This is a genomic window from Citrobacter farmeri (assembly GCF_019048065.1).
Taxonomy (GTDB): domain Bacteria; phylum Pseudomonadota; class Gammaproteobacteria; order Enterobacterales; family Enterobacteriaceae; genus Citrobacter_A; species Citrobacter_A farmeri.
The window spans coordinates 1,300,817-1,316,952 of record NZ_CP077291.1; the positions used below are offsets into that span (position 1 = coordinate 1,300,817).

The window sequence follows — 16,136 nt, forward strand, 5'->3', positions numbered from 1 at the left end:
TGAGTCCTTTTTACATTTTCGTGTACGGCTTGAAGCGTTCCTGCAACTGGCGCAACTGATCGATGCGCGCATCGTAACGTGCCTGCTGCTGGCTACCCAGTTTCACCTGTGAACTGGCGCTGCTCAGTAACGAGATGGCCTGATCGAGACGGCCCGCCAGCGCATACCCTTCCGCACGGGCGGCCAGTTCCTGATCGCGGTTATACAGCGCCGCTTCCGCCTGCGCCAGCAGATCCCAGCCGTTGGTGTCGTCTTTGTTAGTAAACGTATAGCGGTTGAGGATGGTCGCCGCTTCTTGTGGCTGACCTCCCTGCAGCAGGGCGTTCGCAAGGTTGAGTTGCAGAACCGGGTTGACGCGTAAATCACGCGCCTTTTTCAGTCGGGCAATGGCGTCGTTGGTTTTCTTCTGTCCGAGATCAATGTCGGTTGCCAGATCCAGATACCAGGCGTTATTCGGTTCTGCGGACAGCAGCGGCTGCAGCGCTTTACGAGCGTCGTCGTATTTACTGGCTTCCATCGCCTGCAGCGCACGACCATACTGTGCCGCGCGTTGTTGTCGGACATTCCCTTTTGCCCACTCGTCCAGCATGTCGCTGGTCAGTTGGTTGCGCCCGGAGTTATACATTCCTAACGTTCGTGCTTTCGCCAGATAGAAGTCTTCGGAGGATTGCACGACCACCGGACGCATCTGGTTTGCACGGTTGCGGGTATCCGAGAGGCGGCTTTCCGGCAGGGGGTGAGTCAGCAAAATTTCAGGTGGGCGAGAGGAGTAACGCGCCTGGTCGAGCAGTTTTTCCAGGAAAGTCGGCATTGCCTGCGGATCGAATCCGGAACGTTGTAAAACCTGAATGCCGATACGGTCTGCTTCCTGTTCATTCTGCTGTGTAAAGCTAATCATCCCCTGACGACTTCCCGCCAGCGTACCGGTGAGTGCGGCCATCCCGGCCTGTGGGCTGGCCATTGCTAATAAAATGGAGCCTAATGCGCCGACCCAGGTCAGCGGCGCGCTGCGTTTTTGATCTTCCATGGCACGCGCCAGGTGGCGCTGGGTGACGTGCGAGATTTCGTGCGCCATGACGGAGGCAAGCTGACTTTCGTTATCGGAATAACGAAACAGTGCGGAGTGCAACACGACATTTCCGCCAAAAAAGGCGAAGGCGTTAATTTCATCGTTATTGATCAAAAAGAAATGGAAAGGCGTCTTCACCGAATCGGCGTGCGAAACCAGACGCATCCCTAAGCCATTAATGTACTGAACCAGTAGCGGATCGTTAATCAGCGGCGCGCTACCGCGCAACTGGCGTACATAATAATCACCCATCTGCATTTCCTGCCCGATGGAGAGCGTACTGGCAGCCGAGGTTCCCATGTCCGGCAAGTTGTCCGAGGAGTCCGCGAACGCGGGAGCCACCTGACCCAGGGTCAGCGCGGCAATGAGGGTCGCCACCAGGTTTTTCTTGAACTGCCTGAACATAACCTCTGTCCTGTTTTCTTTGAGATAGTCATTTGACCGATGCTGGGCTGTATCGTTCCGTTCAGCCGACACAGGCAGTGTAGCGGCGAAATTTGTCGATGAATACCCTGCACAAATGACTTTTCAGTTTCCAGAATCAGCAATAAAAAGCGAAGTCTTTTTTGTGACATTTCGATACAATTCGGGATCGCAATCCCGCTATTGAGGTTCAGGGAAGGTTTTATGCTCGAAATGTTGATGCAATGGTATCGCCGTCGCTTTAGCGACCCAGAGGCGATAGCCTTGCTGGTTATTCTGGTTGCCGGGTTTGGTATTCTTTTCTTTTTTAGCGGATTACTGGCACCGCTGCTGGTCGCCATTGTGCTGGCTTATCTGCTGGAATGGCCAACGGTGCGCCTCGAAGCCATCGGCTGCTCGCGTCGCTGGGCAACCTCTCTCGTGCTGATCGTGTTTGTCGGCATTCTATTGTTAATGGCCTTTGTGGTGATGCCGGTGGCATGGCAACAGGGGATCTTACTGATTCGCGACATGCCCGGCATGTTGAACAAACTGTCAGACTTTGCCGCTACGCTGCCGCGTCGTTATCCGGCCTTAATGGATGCGGGCATCATCGATGCCATGGCGGAAAATATGCGTACCCGTATGCTGACAATGGGCGATTCGGTGGTGAAATATTCGCTGGCCTCTCTGGTTGGCTTGCTGACTCTGGCCGTTTATCTGGTGCTGGTGCCGCTGATGGTCTTCTTCCTCGTCAAAGACAAAGAGCAGATGCTGAATGCCGTGCGCCGCGTGCTGCCGCGTAATCGCGGTCTGGCGGGGCAAGTCTGGAAGGAGATGAACCAGCAAATTACCAACTATATTCGCGGTAAAGTACTGGAGATGATGGTGGTGGGGGTGGCGACCTGGCTTGGCTTCTTGCTGTTTGGTCTGAACTACTCGTTGCTGCTGGCTGTGTTGGTAGGGTTTTCTGTACTCATTCCCTATATTGGCGCTTTTGTGGTGACCATCCCAGTGGTTGGCGTTGCACTGTTCCAGTTTGGTCTGGGGACCGAATTCTGGAGCTGTTTTGCCGTCTATTTGATTATTCAGGCGCTGGACGGCAACCTGCTGGTGCCGGTGCTGTTTTCTGAAGCGGTGAATCTGCATCCGCTGGTGATAATTCTGTCGGTGGTGATCTTTGGCGGACTGTGGGGATTTTGGGGTGTTTTCTTCGCCATTCCATTGGCGACCTTAATCAAAGCCGTGGTGCATGCCTGGCCGGATGCGCAGGTTGTTGACGAGTCGTAATGTGCTCTGGGTGAAGGATAAGCGGTTGGCGCGAAATAAAAAAGCGTGCGTGAAAGGGACGTTTGAACAGACAGCGGATTACCCGGCCTACAAACTGTAGGCCGGACAGGGGGGCAGCCGTTATCCGGCAGCGCAATAATCAGGCGTTTTCTTTCAGCCAGTTCAGCACCACATCGTGGTGATTGCTGGTTTTGAAATCATCGAAAACGTGTTCAACCTTGCCGTCAGCATCAATCAGGAAGCTGATGCGATGGATCCCGTCATAGGTTTTCCCCATAAAGGATTTCTCGCCCCAGACGCCAAACTGCTCGCAGACCTGATGATCCTCGTCGGATAGCAGGGTAAAGTTAAGCAGCTCTTTTTCGGCAAAACGGGAAAGCTTTTCAGGTTTGTCAGTACTGATACCCAGCACGTCCACACCTGCTTTTTTCAGCTCATCCATGTTATCTCGCAGGCCACAGGCCTGAACGGTACAGCCTGGCGTCATGGCTTTCGGATAGAAATAGACCAGCACACGCTGTCCCTGGAAGTCGGTCAAATTTACTTGTTCTCCGTCTTGATCCGGCAAGCTAAATTTCGGTGCGATGTCACCGGCTTTCAGTGGATTCATTACTTAACTCCATCCTGTTCATCATGTTGTGAATAATTAACAACGTTAATACTGCCTTGTGCATTGAGTTCTGTACATAGTGCTTTAAAGTCCTGCTCAATATTTGCGGCATCGTCCGACGCTGGACTGTGGGCGGTAATCTGGATGTATAACTGCGCCGCCTTATCATTTTCAGCAGGTTGCGTGCGCGACACCAGTTCCGCAATGTTCATTCGATGGCTGTCAAACAGCGCCGTAAATCGTTCAATTAAATGTGGCGAATCCGGCACATCGACCTGCACCCATACCGTTGCCGGCATTGGCGGGCGGGGATGCGCCGTCGTACGTTTCATCACAATCAGTAAATCCAGCTCTGCACCTTTCAACGGCAGGGTCGATTCGATCAGGGTGATGGCATTCCAGCTCCCCGACAGCAGCATGATAAACGTAAACTCATCGCCCAGCATGGCCAGGCGACTGTCTTCAATATTACAGCCGCAACTGCTGACATGACGGGTGATCGTGTTCACAATTCCCGGGCGATCGGCACCCAGCGCAGTAATAACCAGGTAATGTTGCGATGAAGGTGTCAAACCTGTTCTTCCTTTGAGAGGTGGGGTAATCATAAGGAAAGCATAAAAAAAACCTGCATACAACAATCAGAAGGGCTCTCGTCGCTTGCTTTTATTGTCGTACCAAACGTAACATTGAGTCACTTGTTTGCACAGAGGATGGCCCATGTTCACGGGAAGTATTGTCGCGCTTGTTACACCGATGGATGAAAAAGGTAATGTCTGCCGGTCAAGCCTGAAAAAACTGATTGATTATCATGTCGCCAGCGGCACCTCGGCGATCGTTTCTGTAGGCACCACCGGTGAGTCTGCCACGCTGAGTCATGACGAACATGGCGATGTGGTGATGATGACGCTGGAGCTGGCTGATGGACGTATCCCGGTGATTGCCGGAACGGGCGCAAACGCGACCGCAGAAGCCATTAGTCTGACGCAGCGTTTCAATGACAGCGGAATTGTCGGCTGTCTGACGGTGACGCCTTACTACAACCGTCCGACTCAGGAAGGTCTGTTCCAGCATTTCAAAGCCATCGCTGAACATACTGACCTGCCACAAATTCTGTATAATGTGCCATCCCGCACTGGTTGCGATATGCTGCCGGAAACCGTTGGCCGTCTGGCGGAATTAAAAAATATTGTCGCAATTAAAGAGGCGACAGGGAACTTAAGTCGGGTTCACCAGATCAAAGAGCTGGTTTCAGATGATTTTCTGCTGCTCAGCGGCGATGACGCGACGGCGATGGATTTTATGCAGCTAGGCGGTCATGGCGTGATTTCCGTGACGTCTAACGTTGCGGCGCGTGATATGGCGGAAATGTGCAAACTGGCGGCGGAAGGGCACTTTGCCGAGGCGCGTGCCATTAACCAGCGTCTGATGCCGTTACATAACAAACTGTTTGTCGAACCCAACCCTATCCCGGTTAAATGGGCATGTAAGGCGTTGGGCCTTGTGGCGACCGATACGCTGCGCTTGCCGATGACACCGATCACGGACAATGGTCGTGAAATTGTCAAAGCGGCGCTCAAGCATGCCGGTTTGCTGTAAAGTTTAGGGAGATTTGATGGCTTACTCAGTACAAAAGTCGCGCCTGGCCAGGGTTGCGGGTGTTTCGCTTGTTTTGCTGCTCGCGGCCTGTAGTTCTGACTCGCGCTACAAGCGCCAGGTGAGTGGTGATGAATCCTATCTGGAAGCCGCGCCGCTTGCTGAACTTCATGCGCCTGCCGGTATGATTTTGCCGGTGACCACGAGCGACTACAACATTCCGGTCACCAACGGCAGTGGTGCCGTAGGGAAAGCGCTGGATATCCGTCCGCCGGCACAGCCGCTGGCGCTGGTCTCCGGGGCCCGGACCCAGTTCGCGGGCGATACCGCAACGCTGCTGGTGGAAAATGGGCGTGGAAATACGCTGTGGCCGCAGGTGGTCAGCGTGATTCAGTCTAAAAACTACACGATTGAAAAACGTGATGATGCCAGCCAGACGCTGACGACCGGTTGGATTGACTGGAACCGTCTGGACGAAGACGAGCAGTATCGTGGCCGTTATCAAATCTCGGTTAAACCGCAGGGCTATCAGCAGGCGGTGATGGTGAAACTGGTGAACCTTGAACAGGCGGGTAAGCCGGTTGCGGATGCCGCTTCGCTGCAGCGTTACAGCACTGAGATGATGAACGTGATTTCTGCGGGACTCGATAAGACCGCGACTGACGCCGCGAATGCCGCGCAGAATCGTTCTACCGCCACCATGGACGTGCAGAGTGCCGCCGATGACACCGGTTTACCGATGCTGGTGGTGCGTGGTCCGTTTAACGCGGTTTGGCAGCGCCTCCCGGCAGTCCTGGAGAAAGTCGGGATGAAAGTGACCGACAGCACCCGTTCGCAGGGGAGCCTGGCAGTAACCTACAAACCGCTGTCCGATAGCGGCTGGCAGGAACTGGGCGCTCGCGATCCAGGGCTCTCTTCCGGTGACTACAAACTGCAGGTCGGTGATTTAGACAACCGCAGCAGCTTGCAGTTTATCGATCCGAAGGGGCATACCCTGACGCAGAGCCAGAACGACGCGCTGGTTGCTATCTTCCAGGCAGCGTTTAGCAAGTAAAAATACAGGGCTGGAGAAATCCGGCCCTTTTTATTTTCGTGCTACGCAAACGTGTGCGTGGCATAATATTTCCGGTTTTGAATACAAATGATCACACCCAGGAGTAATGAAGATGCAAAAGCAAGCTGAGTTGTATCGTGGTAAAGCGAAGACCGTATACAGCACGGAAAACCCGGACCTGTTGGTGCTCGAATTCCGCAATGATACGTCAGCAGGGGATGGCGCACGCATTGAGCAGTTTGATCGTAAAGGCATGGTGAATAACAAGTTCAACCATTTCATCATGACCAAACTGGCCGAAGCGGGTATCCCGACGCAGATGGAGCGACTGCTTTCCGATACCGAATGTCTGGTGAAAAAGCTGGAAATGGTACCGGTCGAGTGCGTGGTGCGTAACCGTGCGGCAGGCTCTCTGGTTAAACGTCTGGGTATCGAAGAGGGCATCGAACTGAATCCGCCGCTATTCGACCTGTTCCTGAAAAACGATGCAATGCATGACCCGATGGTCAACGATTCCTACTGCGAAACCTTTGGTTGGGTAAGCAAAGAGAATCTGGCACGAATGAAAGAGCTGACCTATAAAGCGAATGACGTGCTGAAAAAACTGTTCGATGACGCGGGGCTGATCCTCGTCGACTTCAAACTGGAGTTCGGTCTGTACAAAGGCGAAGTGGTTCTCGGGGATGAATTCTCTCCGGACGGCAGCCGTCTGTGGGATAAAGAGACCCTCGATAAAATGGACAAAGACCGCTTCCGTCAGAGCCTGGGTGGCCTGATTGAAGCCTATGAAACGGTGGCACGTCGTCTGGGTGTGAATCTCGACTAACTCGCCTTTCGGGCCGGGGAGCGTTCTCCGGCCTGCGCTGTGCACTTCAATCGCGCTTTCCTGTGGTAATCTTCCGCTGAACCGCCTACGATCATCATCATAACGAATATATTGTTGAGGTGAGTATGCGCTGGCAAGGGCGTCGTGAAAGTGACAATGTGGAAGACAGGCGCAGCAACTCGGGTGGCGGGCCTTCGCTGGGCGGGCCAGGGTTTCGTCTGCCGAGCGGCAAAGGCGGGATTATTCTGCTCATTGTCGTGCTGGTTGCCGGGTATTACGGCGTCGACTTAACGGGACTGATGACGGGACAACCGGTCTCACCGCAGCAGTCCCAGCGGTCCATTAGCCCGAATGAAGACGAAGCGGCAAAATTTACGTCGGTGATTCTGGCGACAACAGAAGACTCCTGGGGCCAACAGTTTGAAAAAATGGGCCGCACCTACCAACCGCCAAAACTCGTGATGTACCGTGGGGCAACGCGCACCGGTTGCGGTACCGGACAATCCATTATGGGGCCGTTTTACTGCCCGGCGGATGGTACGGTCTATATCGATCTCTCCTTCTACGATGACATGAAAGAAAAACTGGGCGCGGAAGGGGATTTCGCTCAGGGCTATGTGATTGCTCACGAAGTGGGACATCACGTCCAGAAGTTGCTGGGTATTGAACCGAAAGTCCGTCAGATGCAGCAGAATGCCTCGCAGGCGGAAGTAAACCAACTCTCTGTGCGCATGGAACTGCAGGCGGACTGCTTTGCTGGCGTCTGGGGAAACAGCATGCAGCAGCAGGGTGTTCTTGAGTCCGGCGATCTGGAAGAGGCGCTGAATGCCGCCGAAGCGATTGGCGACGATCGTCTCCAGCAGCAAAGTCAGGGCCGCGTCGTTCCGGACAGCTTCACCCACGGAACGTCGGAGCAACGTTATAGCTGGTTTAAGCGTGGTTTTGATAGCGGTAACCCGGCGCAATGTAATACCTTTGGCAAAGGTTTTTAACTTCTGAGGCAGGGATGTCTGGTTATACCGCGCTGAATGCGTTAACCGCGCAAATGACCCGGGAAGGGATTCGTCGCTTACTGGTGCTGAGCGGTGAGGCCTCCTGGTGTCATGAGCAGGCGCAGTGCCTGCGTGATACGTTGCCCGGCGACTGGCTATGGGTTTCTCCCGATGCGTCCGTTGAACCCAACTGCACGCCGCTGGCGCTGCAAACGCTTTTGGGGCGCGAATTTCGTCATGCTGTCTTCGACGCTCTGACGGGGTTTGATGCGGCGGCTTTTGCCGCGCTAAGCGGAACGCTGCGGGCGGGCAGTTGGCTGGTGTTACTCGCGCCGCCGCTGGCGCGCTGGCATCAGTGTCCTGATGCGGATTCGCTGCGCTGGAGTGACTGCGCGCAACCTATTTCGACTCCCCATTTTATCCATCACATCCGTCGACTCATTGCGGCGGATGAGCAAACGCTGTGCTGGACGCAGTCTCAACCGTTTTGTGTACCGTATTTTCCTGAACGTCCCCACTGGCAGTCCGCAACCGGCGCGCCTTTACCTGAACAGGCGGCTATTCTGGCGCAGTTGCTACAGATGCCTGAAGGGATCGCCACGGTAACCGCCGCGCGTGGACGCGGTAAATCGGCGCTGGCGGGGCAGTTGATTTCCCGCATCAAGGGCCGTGCCATCGTGACTGCGCCGGCAAAAGCGGCAACGGACGTGCTGGCACAGTTTGCTGGCGACAACTTCTGTTTTATGGCACCTGATGCGCTGCTGAGTGCGGAGGTACGCGCCGACTGGCTGGTGGTCGATGAAGCTGCGGCGATCCCCGCGCCGCTCCTTGAACGCCTTGTTTCTCGTTTCCCTCGCACCCTGCTGACCACAACGGTACAGGGGTACGAAGGCACCGGACGCGGCTTTCTGTTGAAATTCTGCGGCCGCTTCCCGGAATTACAGCGCTATGAACTTCAGCAGCCCGTCCGCTGGGCGCAGGGCTGCCCGCTGGAGAAATGGGTCAGCGACGCGCTGGTATTTGATGATGACCGCTTTGCGGTCACGCCGCAGGGCAGCATTACGATTGTCCCTTTCGAACAGGATGCCTGGCTCACGCGGCCGGAAATGCCTCTGGCGGTCTATCGGCTGCTTTCCGGAGCGCATTACCGCACTTCTCCACTGGATCTCCGTCGAATGATGGATGCACCCGGCCAACATTTCTTCAACGCTACCTGTGATGGACAAATTGTCGGCGCGCTCTGGCTGGTTGAGGAAGGCGGTCTTGCACCCGAACTCAGCCAGGCCGTCTGGGCGGGATTTCGACGACCACGAGGAAACCTTGTTGCGCAGTCGCTGGCGGCGCATGGCGGCGATCCGCTGGCGGCGACCTTGATCGGTCGTCGGATCAGCCGTATTGCCGTCCATCCGGGCCGACAGCGCGAGGGCATTGGACAACAACTGATCGCGCAGGCCCATACGGCAAACTGTGACTACCTTTCCGTTAGCTTTGGCTACACGCCTGAGCTGTGGCGATTCTGGGAACGCTGTGGTTTCATCCTGGTGCGCGTAGGGAATCACAAGGAGGCCAGCAGCGGCTGCTATACCGCAATGGCACTCCTGGCGCTGAACGCGGCAGGAAGACGCCTGGCGGAGTATGAACATCACCGCTTACGTCGGGATGCCGATATTCTTGCGCGGTGGAATGGGGAAGCGATCCCGGTTGAGCCGCTGAAAGCGACTACGCTTAATGAAGATGACTTGCTGACGCTGGCGGGATTTGCCTTCGCACACCGTCCGTTACTGACCTCTCTTGGCGGTCTGAGCCGCCTGCTTGCGACCAGCACTCTGCCATTACCGGCGCTGCGGGGCAGCCTGCAAGCGCGGCGTAACGATACTGAGCTTTGTCATATGTTGCACCTTTCCGGGCGTAAAGCACTGCTGAAACGTCAGCGAGAAGAGGCGGCGCAGGCGTTAACCGCGCGGGATCCCGAGCGGACGGAACATGACCGCAATCGCATTCTGCAATGGCAATTTTTTCACTAACTCCTTCAATTTTCTGGCATGGTCATTGCGATTGAGCAGCGTAGAATTAACGACATCAGTTAAGGAGATCGCCATGAAACATGACCATTTTGTTGTTCAAAGTCCGGCCCAACCTGCTCAACAGCTGTTGCTGCTGTTTCATGGCGTGGGCGATAACCCCGTCGCAATGGGCGAGATCGGCTCGTGGTTTGCCCCTCTCTTCCCGGACGCGCTGGTGGTGAGTATCGGCGGCGTTGAGCCGAGCGGTCCGGCATCCGGGCGTCAGTGGTTTTCAGTGCAAGGGGTGACGGAAGAGAATCGCCAGGCGCGGATTGACGCGATCATGCCGGTGTTTATCGAAACTGTACGCTACTGGCAAAAACAGAGTGGCGTAGGGGCAAATGCCACGGCGCTGATTGGTTTCTCTCAGGGGGCGATTATGGCGCTGGAGAGCATCAAAGCCGAGCCGGGCCTTGCCTCGCGGGTGATTGCGTTTAACGGACGCTACGCCAGCCTGCCGGAAACCGCGTCGACCGCCACGACGATCCATCTGATCCACGGTGGTGAAGATCGGGTGATTGAACTTTCGCATGCGGTGGCCGCACAGGACGCGCTGTTAAGTGCGGGTGGGGATGTCACGCTGGATATCGTGGACGATCTTGGTCACGCGATAGACGATCGCAGCATGCAGTTTGCTCTCGATCATTTGCGTTATACCGTGCCGAAGCACTATTTTGATGAAGCGCTCAGCGGCAGTACGCCAAACGATGATGACGTGATTGAAATGATCTAAAAGACAAGGCCGGACAGGGATCCCTTCCGGCCTTTGGTTATTTCTTCGGTTGGTCTTTCTTCGGCCAATCGTCATCGTCATCCCACTTATCGTTAAAGTCACGATGTGGGGGAAGTTCTGGCTTATTGGCGAGGAATTTTTTGTGGTCGACGCGTTTGAGATCCTTGATCACGTTCAGCAGTACACCTACCAAAAACACCAGCACCAGAATCCACCAATATTTTGCCAACCAGTCCATGCGTGTTACCTCTTGCAGGAACCTCGTCAGGCGACGAGTTGTTCCATTATTCGTTGATACATACGGGCAAGCAGTTGCAGGTCAGCAGCGTTCACGCATTCATTGATTTTATGAATAGTGGCATTCACCGGACCGAGCTCCACGACCTGCGCCCCCATGCGAGCGATAAAGCGTCCATCAGACGTACCGCCCGTGGTCAGTAACTGCGGTTTAATTTCATTATAGTGCTCGATGGCGTTCACGACCGCATCCACCAGCTTTCCGCGATCGGTCAGGAACGGCTGGCCAGAGAGCCACCAGTCCACCGTATAGCGCAGCTGATGTTTTTCGAGCAGCGCATGCACCCGCGCTTTGATCATCTCGTCGGTCAGTTCGGTACTGAAACGGAAGTTGAACTGCACGAACAGTTCCCCGGGGATGACGTTATTGCTACCGGTGCCTGCCTGGACGTTGGCAATTTGCATACTGGTGGCCGGGAAAAATTCATTGCCCTGATCCCACTCAATGCTTACCAGCTCATTGAGCATTGGCGCAGCGCGGTGTACCGGGTTATCTGCCAGATGCGGATAGGCAACGTGCCCCTGCACACCATGAATGGTCAGGTTGCAGGTCAGCGAGCCGCGACGACCGTTCTTCACCACGTCACCAACCACTTCGGTGCTTGAGGGTTCGCCGACCAGACAGTAATCCAGGCGCTCATTACGCGCCATCAGCGCCTCGACAACCTTGACGGTGCCATTTTTTGCGCTCGCCTCTTCATCCGAGGTGATGAGAAACGCCAGACGCCCTTTATGGTTCGGGTGCTGAGCGACAAAACGCTCTGCCGCCACGACCATGGCTGCCAGCGAACCTTTCATATCCGCCGCGCCGCGACCGAACAACATCCCGTCGCGAATGGTTGGCTCGAAAGGCGGGTTGATCCAGCGATCGGCATCGCCCGCTGGCACAACGTCGGTGTGACCGGCAAACGCCAGCGTCTCACCCTGTCCGCGCCATGCCCAAAAATTCTGTGTATCCGCAAAATCCATACGCTCAACGGTAAAACCGATCGCACGCAGGCGTTCAATCATCAACGCCTGACATCCCGCATCATCCGGGCTCAGGGAAGGGCGGCGAATAAGCTGCTGTGTCAGCTCAATAACCGGGCACGACATAGACTACACCTCGTCAAAAAACTGCTGATAACTGGATTCACTAAAACCCAGCAGCATAGGCTTCCCGGGCGCGCAGAGCAATGGGCGTTTGATGATCGCCGGCATTTCAGTCATTAATGCGGCGGCAGACGCTGCGTCGGTGATGTGACTGCGCGTGGCTTCGTCCAGCTTGCGCCACGTTGTTCCACGCGTGTTGAGAAGCGACTCCCAACCTAATTCATTGATAAATGAAGTGAGAAGGGCGTTATCCAGACCATCGACACGGTAATCGTGAAAACGGTAATCAATGTCACGCGCTTCCAGCCAGCGGCGGGCCTTTTTAATGGTGTCGCAATTTTTAATACCGAAGAGGGTAACCATTTGCATCCTTATTAACGTAAATTGACTATATAGTCATCAATATCGTTACGTCCGATAATACATATTGTCATTTAATCGTGATCGGTAAATATAACATTGTTGAAGTAATGTGAATAATAATTCCTGAATTCGTCGGAATTTTCTTCTTAATCTAAATTCGGAATTTCTACCTTGCAGTCACCTGTTTTTTAATCGAAATTGAAGAAGTACCAGATAAGGTATGATTGTTTCGAATTATTGCTGTATGTCACATAAAATTTATGGGTAGCGCGCCATAGTGATGACATCACACCACACCCCGGAGGATGTAATCACAGCAATTGGTTAAATTGTCTTCACCAGGAGATAATATTTTTGTAGAATGTCCATAATAAAAAGCAGAGGTTGTTATGATTGAACGCGAACTGGGGAACTGGAAAGATTTTATTGAAGTTATGCTTCGCAAATAAATTTCTGGAAGGATGACCAAATAACAGAACATACCGTGTGAGATTCATCACACAGAAAGGGCGACCCGTTGGCAGGTCGCCTTTTTTTATCTCTTATTCCGGGCGCGGTTTCAGTGGGAAGCGACGACGGACCAGGACGAAGAACAGCGGCACGAAATAGATCGCCAGCACCGTTGCCGAGATCATTCCGCCCATGACGCCCGTCCCGACGGCATGTTGACCACCAGAACCTGCCCCGCTGCTGATGGCCATCGGCAGCACGCCGAAGATAAATGCCAGCGAGGTCATCAGGATCGGACGTAAGCGCTGCCGACAGGCGTGCAGCGTTGCATCCAGCAGATCGTGTCCTTTCTCATTCATCTCATTGGCAAATTCAACGATCAGAATGGCGTTTTTCGCTGAGAGACCAATGACCGTCAGTAGCCCGACCTGAAAATAGACATCGTTTTCCAGGCCGCGCATCCAGGTGGCGAGCAGCGCGCCGATGACCCCCAACGGCACTACCAGCATAACCGAGAACGGTACCGACCAGCTTTCATACAGCGCGGCCAGGCACAGGAATACCACCAACAGTGAAATGGCATACAGGGCCGGCGCCTGCGCCCCGGAGAGTCGCTCCTGATAGGACATGGCCGTCCATTCCAGACCAAACCCGGTTGGCAACTGACGTACCAGCGATTCCATCACATCCATCGCCGTTCCGGTACTCACGCCAGGCGCGGCTTCACCGACAATCTCGACGGCAGAATAGCCGTTGTAGCGCTCCAGACGCGGAGAACCGGTCTCCCAGCGTGAGGTGGCGAAAGCGGAAAAAGGCACCATGCCGCCGCTGTTATTGCGTACGTACCACAGATTAATATCGTCTGGCAGCATGCGGTATTTTGCTCCCGCCTGGACATAAACCTTTTTCACGCGGCCACGGTCCATAAAGTCGTTGACGTAGCTCGACCCCCAGGCGGTCTGCAAGGTATCGTTAATGTCGTCAATGGATACGCCAAGTGCCTGTGCTTTGCGTTGGTCGACATCAATTTGCAACTGAGGGCTGTCGTCCAGACCGTTGTGGCGAACGCGGGTGAGGGCGCTATCCTGCGACGCCAGACGAATCAGCTGGTCGCGTGCGGCCATTAAGGCGTCATGACCGGCACCGGCGTGATCCTGCAGTTCCATGTCAAAGCCTGCGGAACTGCCGAGACCGCTGATGGCTGGCGGACTGCTGGCGAACACGCGCGCCTCTTTGATTTTGTTAAAGGCCTTCGTCGCACGTTCGATAATGGCAAACGAGGTGCCGGTGGTGGCGTCGCGCTCGCTCCAGTCTTTCAGACGCACGAACATGCGCGCCACGTTCTGACCGTTGCCTCCCGGTCCGGAACCGACAGTCGCAAAGACGGACTGGACGTTATCTTTTTCGTGGGTGGAGTAATATTTCTCGACCTGCTGCACCACTTTTAAGGTTTGCTGCTGCGTGGAGCCACTCGGCAATTGAATCGACGTAGTAAACATGCCGCGGTCCTCCAGCGGCAGGAACGAGGTTGGCAGACGCAGGAACAGGACGACCATCGCGCCAAGCAGCAACACATAGATCAGGATCCAGCGCAGGCTACGATGCAGAATTTTAGCAACGCCTTTTTCGTAACGCTCGGCATTGCGGTTGAAGGTGCGGTTGAACCAGCCGAAGAAACCGGTTTGCCCGTGATGCTCGCCTTTGTGCAGCGGTTTAAGCAAGGTGGCGCACAGGGCAGGAGTCAGGATCATTGCCACCAGAACGGAAAGTACCATTGCCGCTACAATGGTGATGGAAAACTGACGGTAGATCGCTCCGGTGGTTCCGCCAAAGAAGGCCATCGGCACAAAGACGGCTGACAGTACCATCGCGATACCGACCAGCGCGCCCTGAATTTGCCCCATCGATTTTCGCGTCGCCTCGCGCGGCGTGAGACCTTCCTCACTCATAATACGCTCGACGTTTTCCACGACCACGATGGCGTCATCCACCAGCAGGCCAATCGCCAGTACCATCGCAAACATGGTCAGGGTGTTGATGCTGTAACCGAAGGCGTAGAGTACCGAGAAGGTGCCCATCAGCACCACCGGTACGGCAATGGTGGGGATCAGTGTGGCGCGGAAATTTTGTAAGAACAGATACATCACGAGGAATACCAGCGCGATGGCTTCCAGCAACGTTTTTACTACGTCTTCAATAGAGGCTTTAACGAAGGAGGTGGTTTCATAAGCCACCTTGTACTCCAGACCGTGCGGGAAGTATTGCGCCAGCTCATCCAGGCGCTTAATCACCTGCGTCGCGGTAGCCATTTCGTTGGCGCCCGATGCCAGTTTCACCCCAAGCCCGGACGCCGCATTGCCATTGAAGCGGCTGAGATAGTCATACTTCTCCGCACCCATTTCGACGGTGGCGACATCGCCCAGAGTCACTTCCGAACCATCCTGATTGACGCGCAGCGTAATGGCGCGAAACTGTTCTGGCGTTTGCAGCAGCGACTGGGCGTTAATGGTGGCGTTCAGCGCCTGAGTATCAATGGAAGGGGTTCCGCCCAACTGCCCGACGGCGATCTGCGCGTTTTGCGACTTAATGGCGTCGGTGACATCTTTCGCGGTCATCTGGAAACTGTTGAGCTTTGCCGGATCCAGCCAGATGCGCATGGAATATTGAGATCCGTAGGCATCGATATCGCCGACGCCGTTCACCCGGCTGAGGGGATCCTGAATATTACTGGCGACGTAGTCCGCAATGTCCTGCTTATCCATCGAACCGTCGGTGGAGACGAAAGCAATCGTCAGGATGTTGGTATCCCCGGTCTTACGTACCGTGACGCCCTGGTTCTGTACCGCCTGCGGCAGTTTACGCATCGCTGACTGTAGTTGGTTCTGGACCTGCTGTACGGCTTCATCTGGATCGGTGCCTGCAACGAAGCTCAGCGTTACCGACGCTTGTCCGGTACCGCTGCTTTGCGATGACATGTACATCAGATTATCGAGGCCGGTCATGTTCTGTTCAATGACCTGGGTGACGGTGTTTTCCAGCGTCTGCGCGGAGGCGCCTGGATAGTTCGCGGTGATGCGCACGTTTGGCGGCGCCAGATCCGGATATTGTTCCACTGGCAAAGAGAAAATAGCCAGGGTACCTGTCAGACACAACAGGATAGCCAGCACCCAGGCAAATATGGGGCGATCGATAAAGAAATTCGCCATCAGAAAGAGGACCTCATTATTCTACATATCTTTATAGGTATGACTTGCTTCACTGTAGCGGGAAGGTACGAGTCAAACGTGGAGAAAAAAAGGAGA

The 16,136-nt window shown here is 54.8% G+C and carries 15 protein-coding genes; 8 read left to right on the plus strand and 7 right to left on the minus strand.

The window, feature by feature from the left end:
• Positions 1–10: 10 nt before the first annotated feature.
• Positions 11–1,474, minus strand: coding sequence for a beta-barrel assembly-enhancing protease (gene bepA, locus I6L53_RS06015; RefSeq protein ID WP_042317628.1), 1,464 nt, complete (start codon positions 1,472–1,474; stop codon positions 11–13).
• 222 nt (positions 1,475–1,696) lie between these two features.
• Between bepA and I6L53_RS06020 the strand changes: the two genes are divergently transcribed.
• Positions 1,697–2,761: an AI-2E family transporter gene (locus tag I6L53_RS06020; RefSeq protein WP_042317629.1), complete on the plus strand. Its 1,065-nt coding sequence runs from the start codon at positions 1,697–1,699 to the stop codon at positions 2,759–2,761.
• 139 nt (positions 2,762–2,900) lie between these two features.
• On the opposite strand, the gene bcp is transcribed toward I6L53_RS06020, so the two are convergent.
• Both bcp and I6L53_RS06030 read right to left on the minus strand, forming a co-directional pair.
• Positions 2,901–3,371 carry a thioredoxin-dependent thiol peroxidase gene (gene bcp / locus I6L53_RS06025; protein WP_012906615.1) on the minus strand — a complete coding sequence of 157 codons (471 nt, stop codon included), beginning with the start codon at positions 3,369–3,371 and terminating at the stop codon, positions 2,901–2,903.
• Positions 3,371–3,943, minus strand: a complete 573-nt coding sequence (locus I6L53_RS06030) for a glycine cleavage system transcriptional repressor (RefSeq protein ID WP_042317630.1) — start codon at positions 3,941–3,943, stop codon at positions 3,371–3,373. The genes bcp and I6L53_RS06030 overlap by 1 nt, the downstream gene beginning before the upstream one ends.
• Before the next feature lie 145 nt (positions 3,944–4,088).
• Between I6L53_RS06030 and dapA the strand changes: the two genes are divergently transcribed.
• The 6 genes from dapA to ypfH all read left to right on the plus strand — a co-directional run bounded on the left by dapA (position 4,089) and on the right by ypfH (position 10,632).
• Positions 4,089–4,967, plus strand: coding sequence for a 4-hydroxy-tetrahydrodipicolinate synthase (gene dapA / locus I6L53_RS06035; protein ID WP_042317631.1), 879 nt, complete (start codon positions 4,089–4,091; stop codon positions 4,965–4,967).
• 16 nt (positions 4,968–4,983) lie between these two features.
• Positions 4,984–6,018, plus strand: a complete 1,035-nt coding sequence (bamC, locus tag I6L53_RS06040) for an outer membrane protein assembly factor BamC (protein ID WP_042317632.1) — start codon at positions 4,984–4,986, stop codon at positions 6,016–6,018.
• A gap of 112 nt (positions 6,019–6,130) precedes the next feature.
• Entirely contained in the window at positions 6,131–6,844 is a 714-nt protein-coding gene (gene purC / locus I6L53_RS06045) for a phosphoribosylaminoimidazolesuccinocarboxamide synthase (RefSeq protein WP_042317633.1), read from the plus strand.
• Between the two features lie 125 nt (positions 6,845–6,969).
• Positions 6,970–7,836: a KPN_02809 family neutral zinc metallopeptidase gene (gene ypfJ / locus I6L53_RS06050; protein WP_042317634.1), complete on the plus strand. Its 867-nt coding sequence runs from the start codon at positions 6,970–6,972 to the stop codon at positions 7,834–7,836.
• 14 nt (positions 7,837–7,850) lie between these two features.
• On the plus strand, positions 7,851–9,860 hold the full coding sequence (locus I6L53_RS06055; RefSeq protein WP_042317635.1) for a tRNA(Met) cytidine acetyltransferase TmcA: 2,010 nt from the start codon (positions 7,851–7,853) through the stop codon (positions 9,858–9,860).
• Between the two features lie 73 nt (positions 9,861–9,933).
• Complete coding sequence (gene ypfH, locus I6L53_RS06060) at positions 9,934–10,632, plus strand: esterase (RefSeq protein ID WP_042317636.1); 699 nt, start codon at positions 9,934–9,936, stop codon at positions 10,630–10,632.
• A 37-nt stretch (positions 10,633–10,669) separates the two neighbouring features.
• On the opposite strand, the gene I6L53_RS06065 is transcribed toward ypfH, so the two are convergent.
• The 3 genes from I6L53_RS06065 to I6L53_RS06075 are packed head-to-tail and all read right to left on the minus strand — an operon-like array spanning position 10,670 to position 12,384.
• Positions 10,670–10,870 (minus strand): YpfN family protein, encoded by a 201-nt coding sequence (locus I6L53_RS06065; RefSeq protein WP_012906607.1) that lies wholly within the window; start codon positions 10,868–10,870, stop codon positions 10,670–10,672.
• Between the two features lie 26 nt (positions 10,871–10,896).
• On the minus strand, positions 10,897–12,024 hold the full coding sequence (dapE, locus tag I6L53_RS06070) for a succinyl-diaminopimelate desuccinylase (protein WP_042317637.1): 1,128 nt from the start codon (positions 12,022–12,024) through the stop codon (positions 10,897–10,899).
• A 3-nt stretch (positions 12,025–12,027) separates the two neighbouring features.
• Positions 12,028–12,384 (minus strand): ArsC family reductase, encoded by a 357-nt coding sequence (locus I6L53_RS06075; protein ID WP_042317638.1) that lies wholly within the window; start codon positions 12,382–12,384, stop codon positions 12,028–12,030.
• Between the two features lie 389 nt (positions 12,385–12,773).
• Between I6L53_RS06075 and ypfM the strand changes: the two genes are divergently transcribed.
• Entirely contained in the window at positions 12,774–12,833 is a 60-nt protein-coding gene (gene ypfM, locus I6L53_RS06080) for a protein YpfM (RefSeq protein ID WP_001386977.1), read from the plus strand.
• A 93-nt stretch (positions 12,834–12,926) separates the two neighbouring features.
• Here the strand turns inward: ypfM and acrD are convergent, their stop codons facing one another.
• Positions 12,927–16,040, minus strand: a complete 3,114-nt coding sequence (acrD, locus tag I6L53_RS06085) for a multidrug efflux RND transporter permease AcrD (protein ID WP_042317639.1) — start codon at positions 16,038–16,040, stop codon at positions 12,927–12,929.
• Positions 16,041–16,136 lie beyond the last annotated feature (96 nt).

Excerpts from the sequence above, each read along its gene's own strand:
- dapA (WP_042317631.1), top strand. The coding sequence starts at position 4,089 with ATGTTCACGGGAAGTATTGTCGCGCTTGTTACACCGATGGATGAAAAA.
- I6L53_RS06075 (WP_042317638.1), bottom strand. The coding sequence starts at position 12,384 with ATGGTTACCCTCTTCGGTATTAAAAATTGCGACACCATTAAAAAGGCC.
- I6L53_RS06020 (WP_042317629.1), top strand. The coding sequence starts at position 1,697 with ATGCTCGAAATGTTGATGCAATGGTATCGCCGTCGCTTTAGCGACCCA.
- I6L53_RS06065 (WP_012906607.1), bottom strand. The coding sequence starts at position 10,870 with ATGGACTGGTTGGCAAAATATTGGTGGATTCTGGTGCTGGTGTTTTTG.
- purC (WP_042317633.1), top strand. The coding sequence starts at position 6,131 with ATGCAAAAGCAAGCTGAGTTGTATCGTGGTAAAGCGAAGACCGTATAC.
- dapE (WP_042317637.1), bottom strand. The coding sequence starts at position 12,024 with ATGTCGTGCCCGGTTATTGAGCTGACACAGCAGCTTATTCGCCGCCCT.
- bamC (WP_042317632.1), top strand. The coding sequence starts at position 4,984 with ATGGCTTACTCAGTACAAAAGTCGCGCCTGGCCAGGGTTGCGGGTGTT.
- bcp (WP_012906615.1), bottom strand. The coding sequence starts at position 3,371 with ATGAATCCACTGAAAGCCGGTGACATCGCACCGAAATTTAGCTTGCCG.
- bepA (WP_042317628.1), bottom strand. The coding sequence starts at position 1,474 with ATGTTCAGGCAGTTCAAGAAAAACCTGGTGGCGACCCTCATTGCCGCG.
- ypfH (WP_042317636.1), top strand. The coding sequence starts at position 9,934 with ATGAAACATGACCATTTTGTTGTTCAAAGTCCGGCCCAACCTGCTCAA.
- acrD (WP_042317639.1), bottom strand. The coding sequence starts at position 16,040 with ATGGCGAATTTCTTTATCGATCGCCCCATATTTGCCTGGGTGCTGGCT.
- I6L53_RS06055 (WP_042317635.1), top strand. The coding sequence starts at position 7,851 with ATGTCTGGTTATACCGCGCTGAATGCGTTAACCGCGCAAATGACCCGG.
- ypfJ (WP_042317634.1), top strand. The coding sequence starts at position 6,970 with ATGCGCTGGCAAGGGCGTCGTGAAAGTGACAATGTGGAAGACAGGCGC.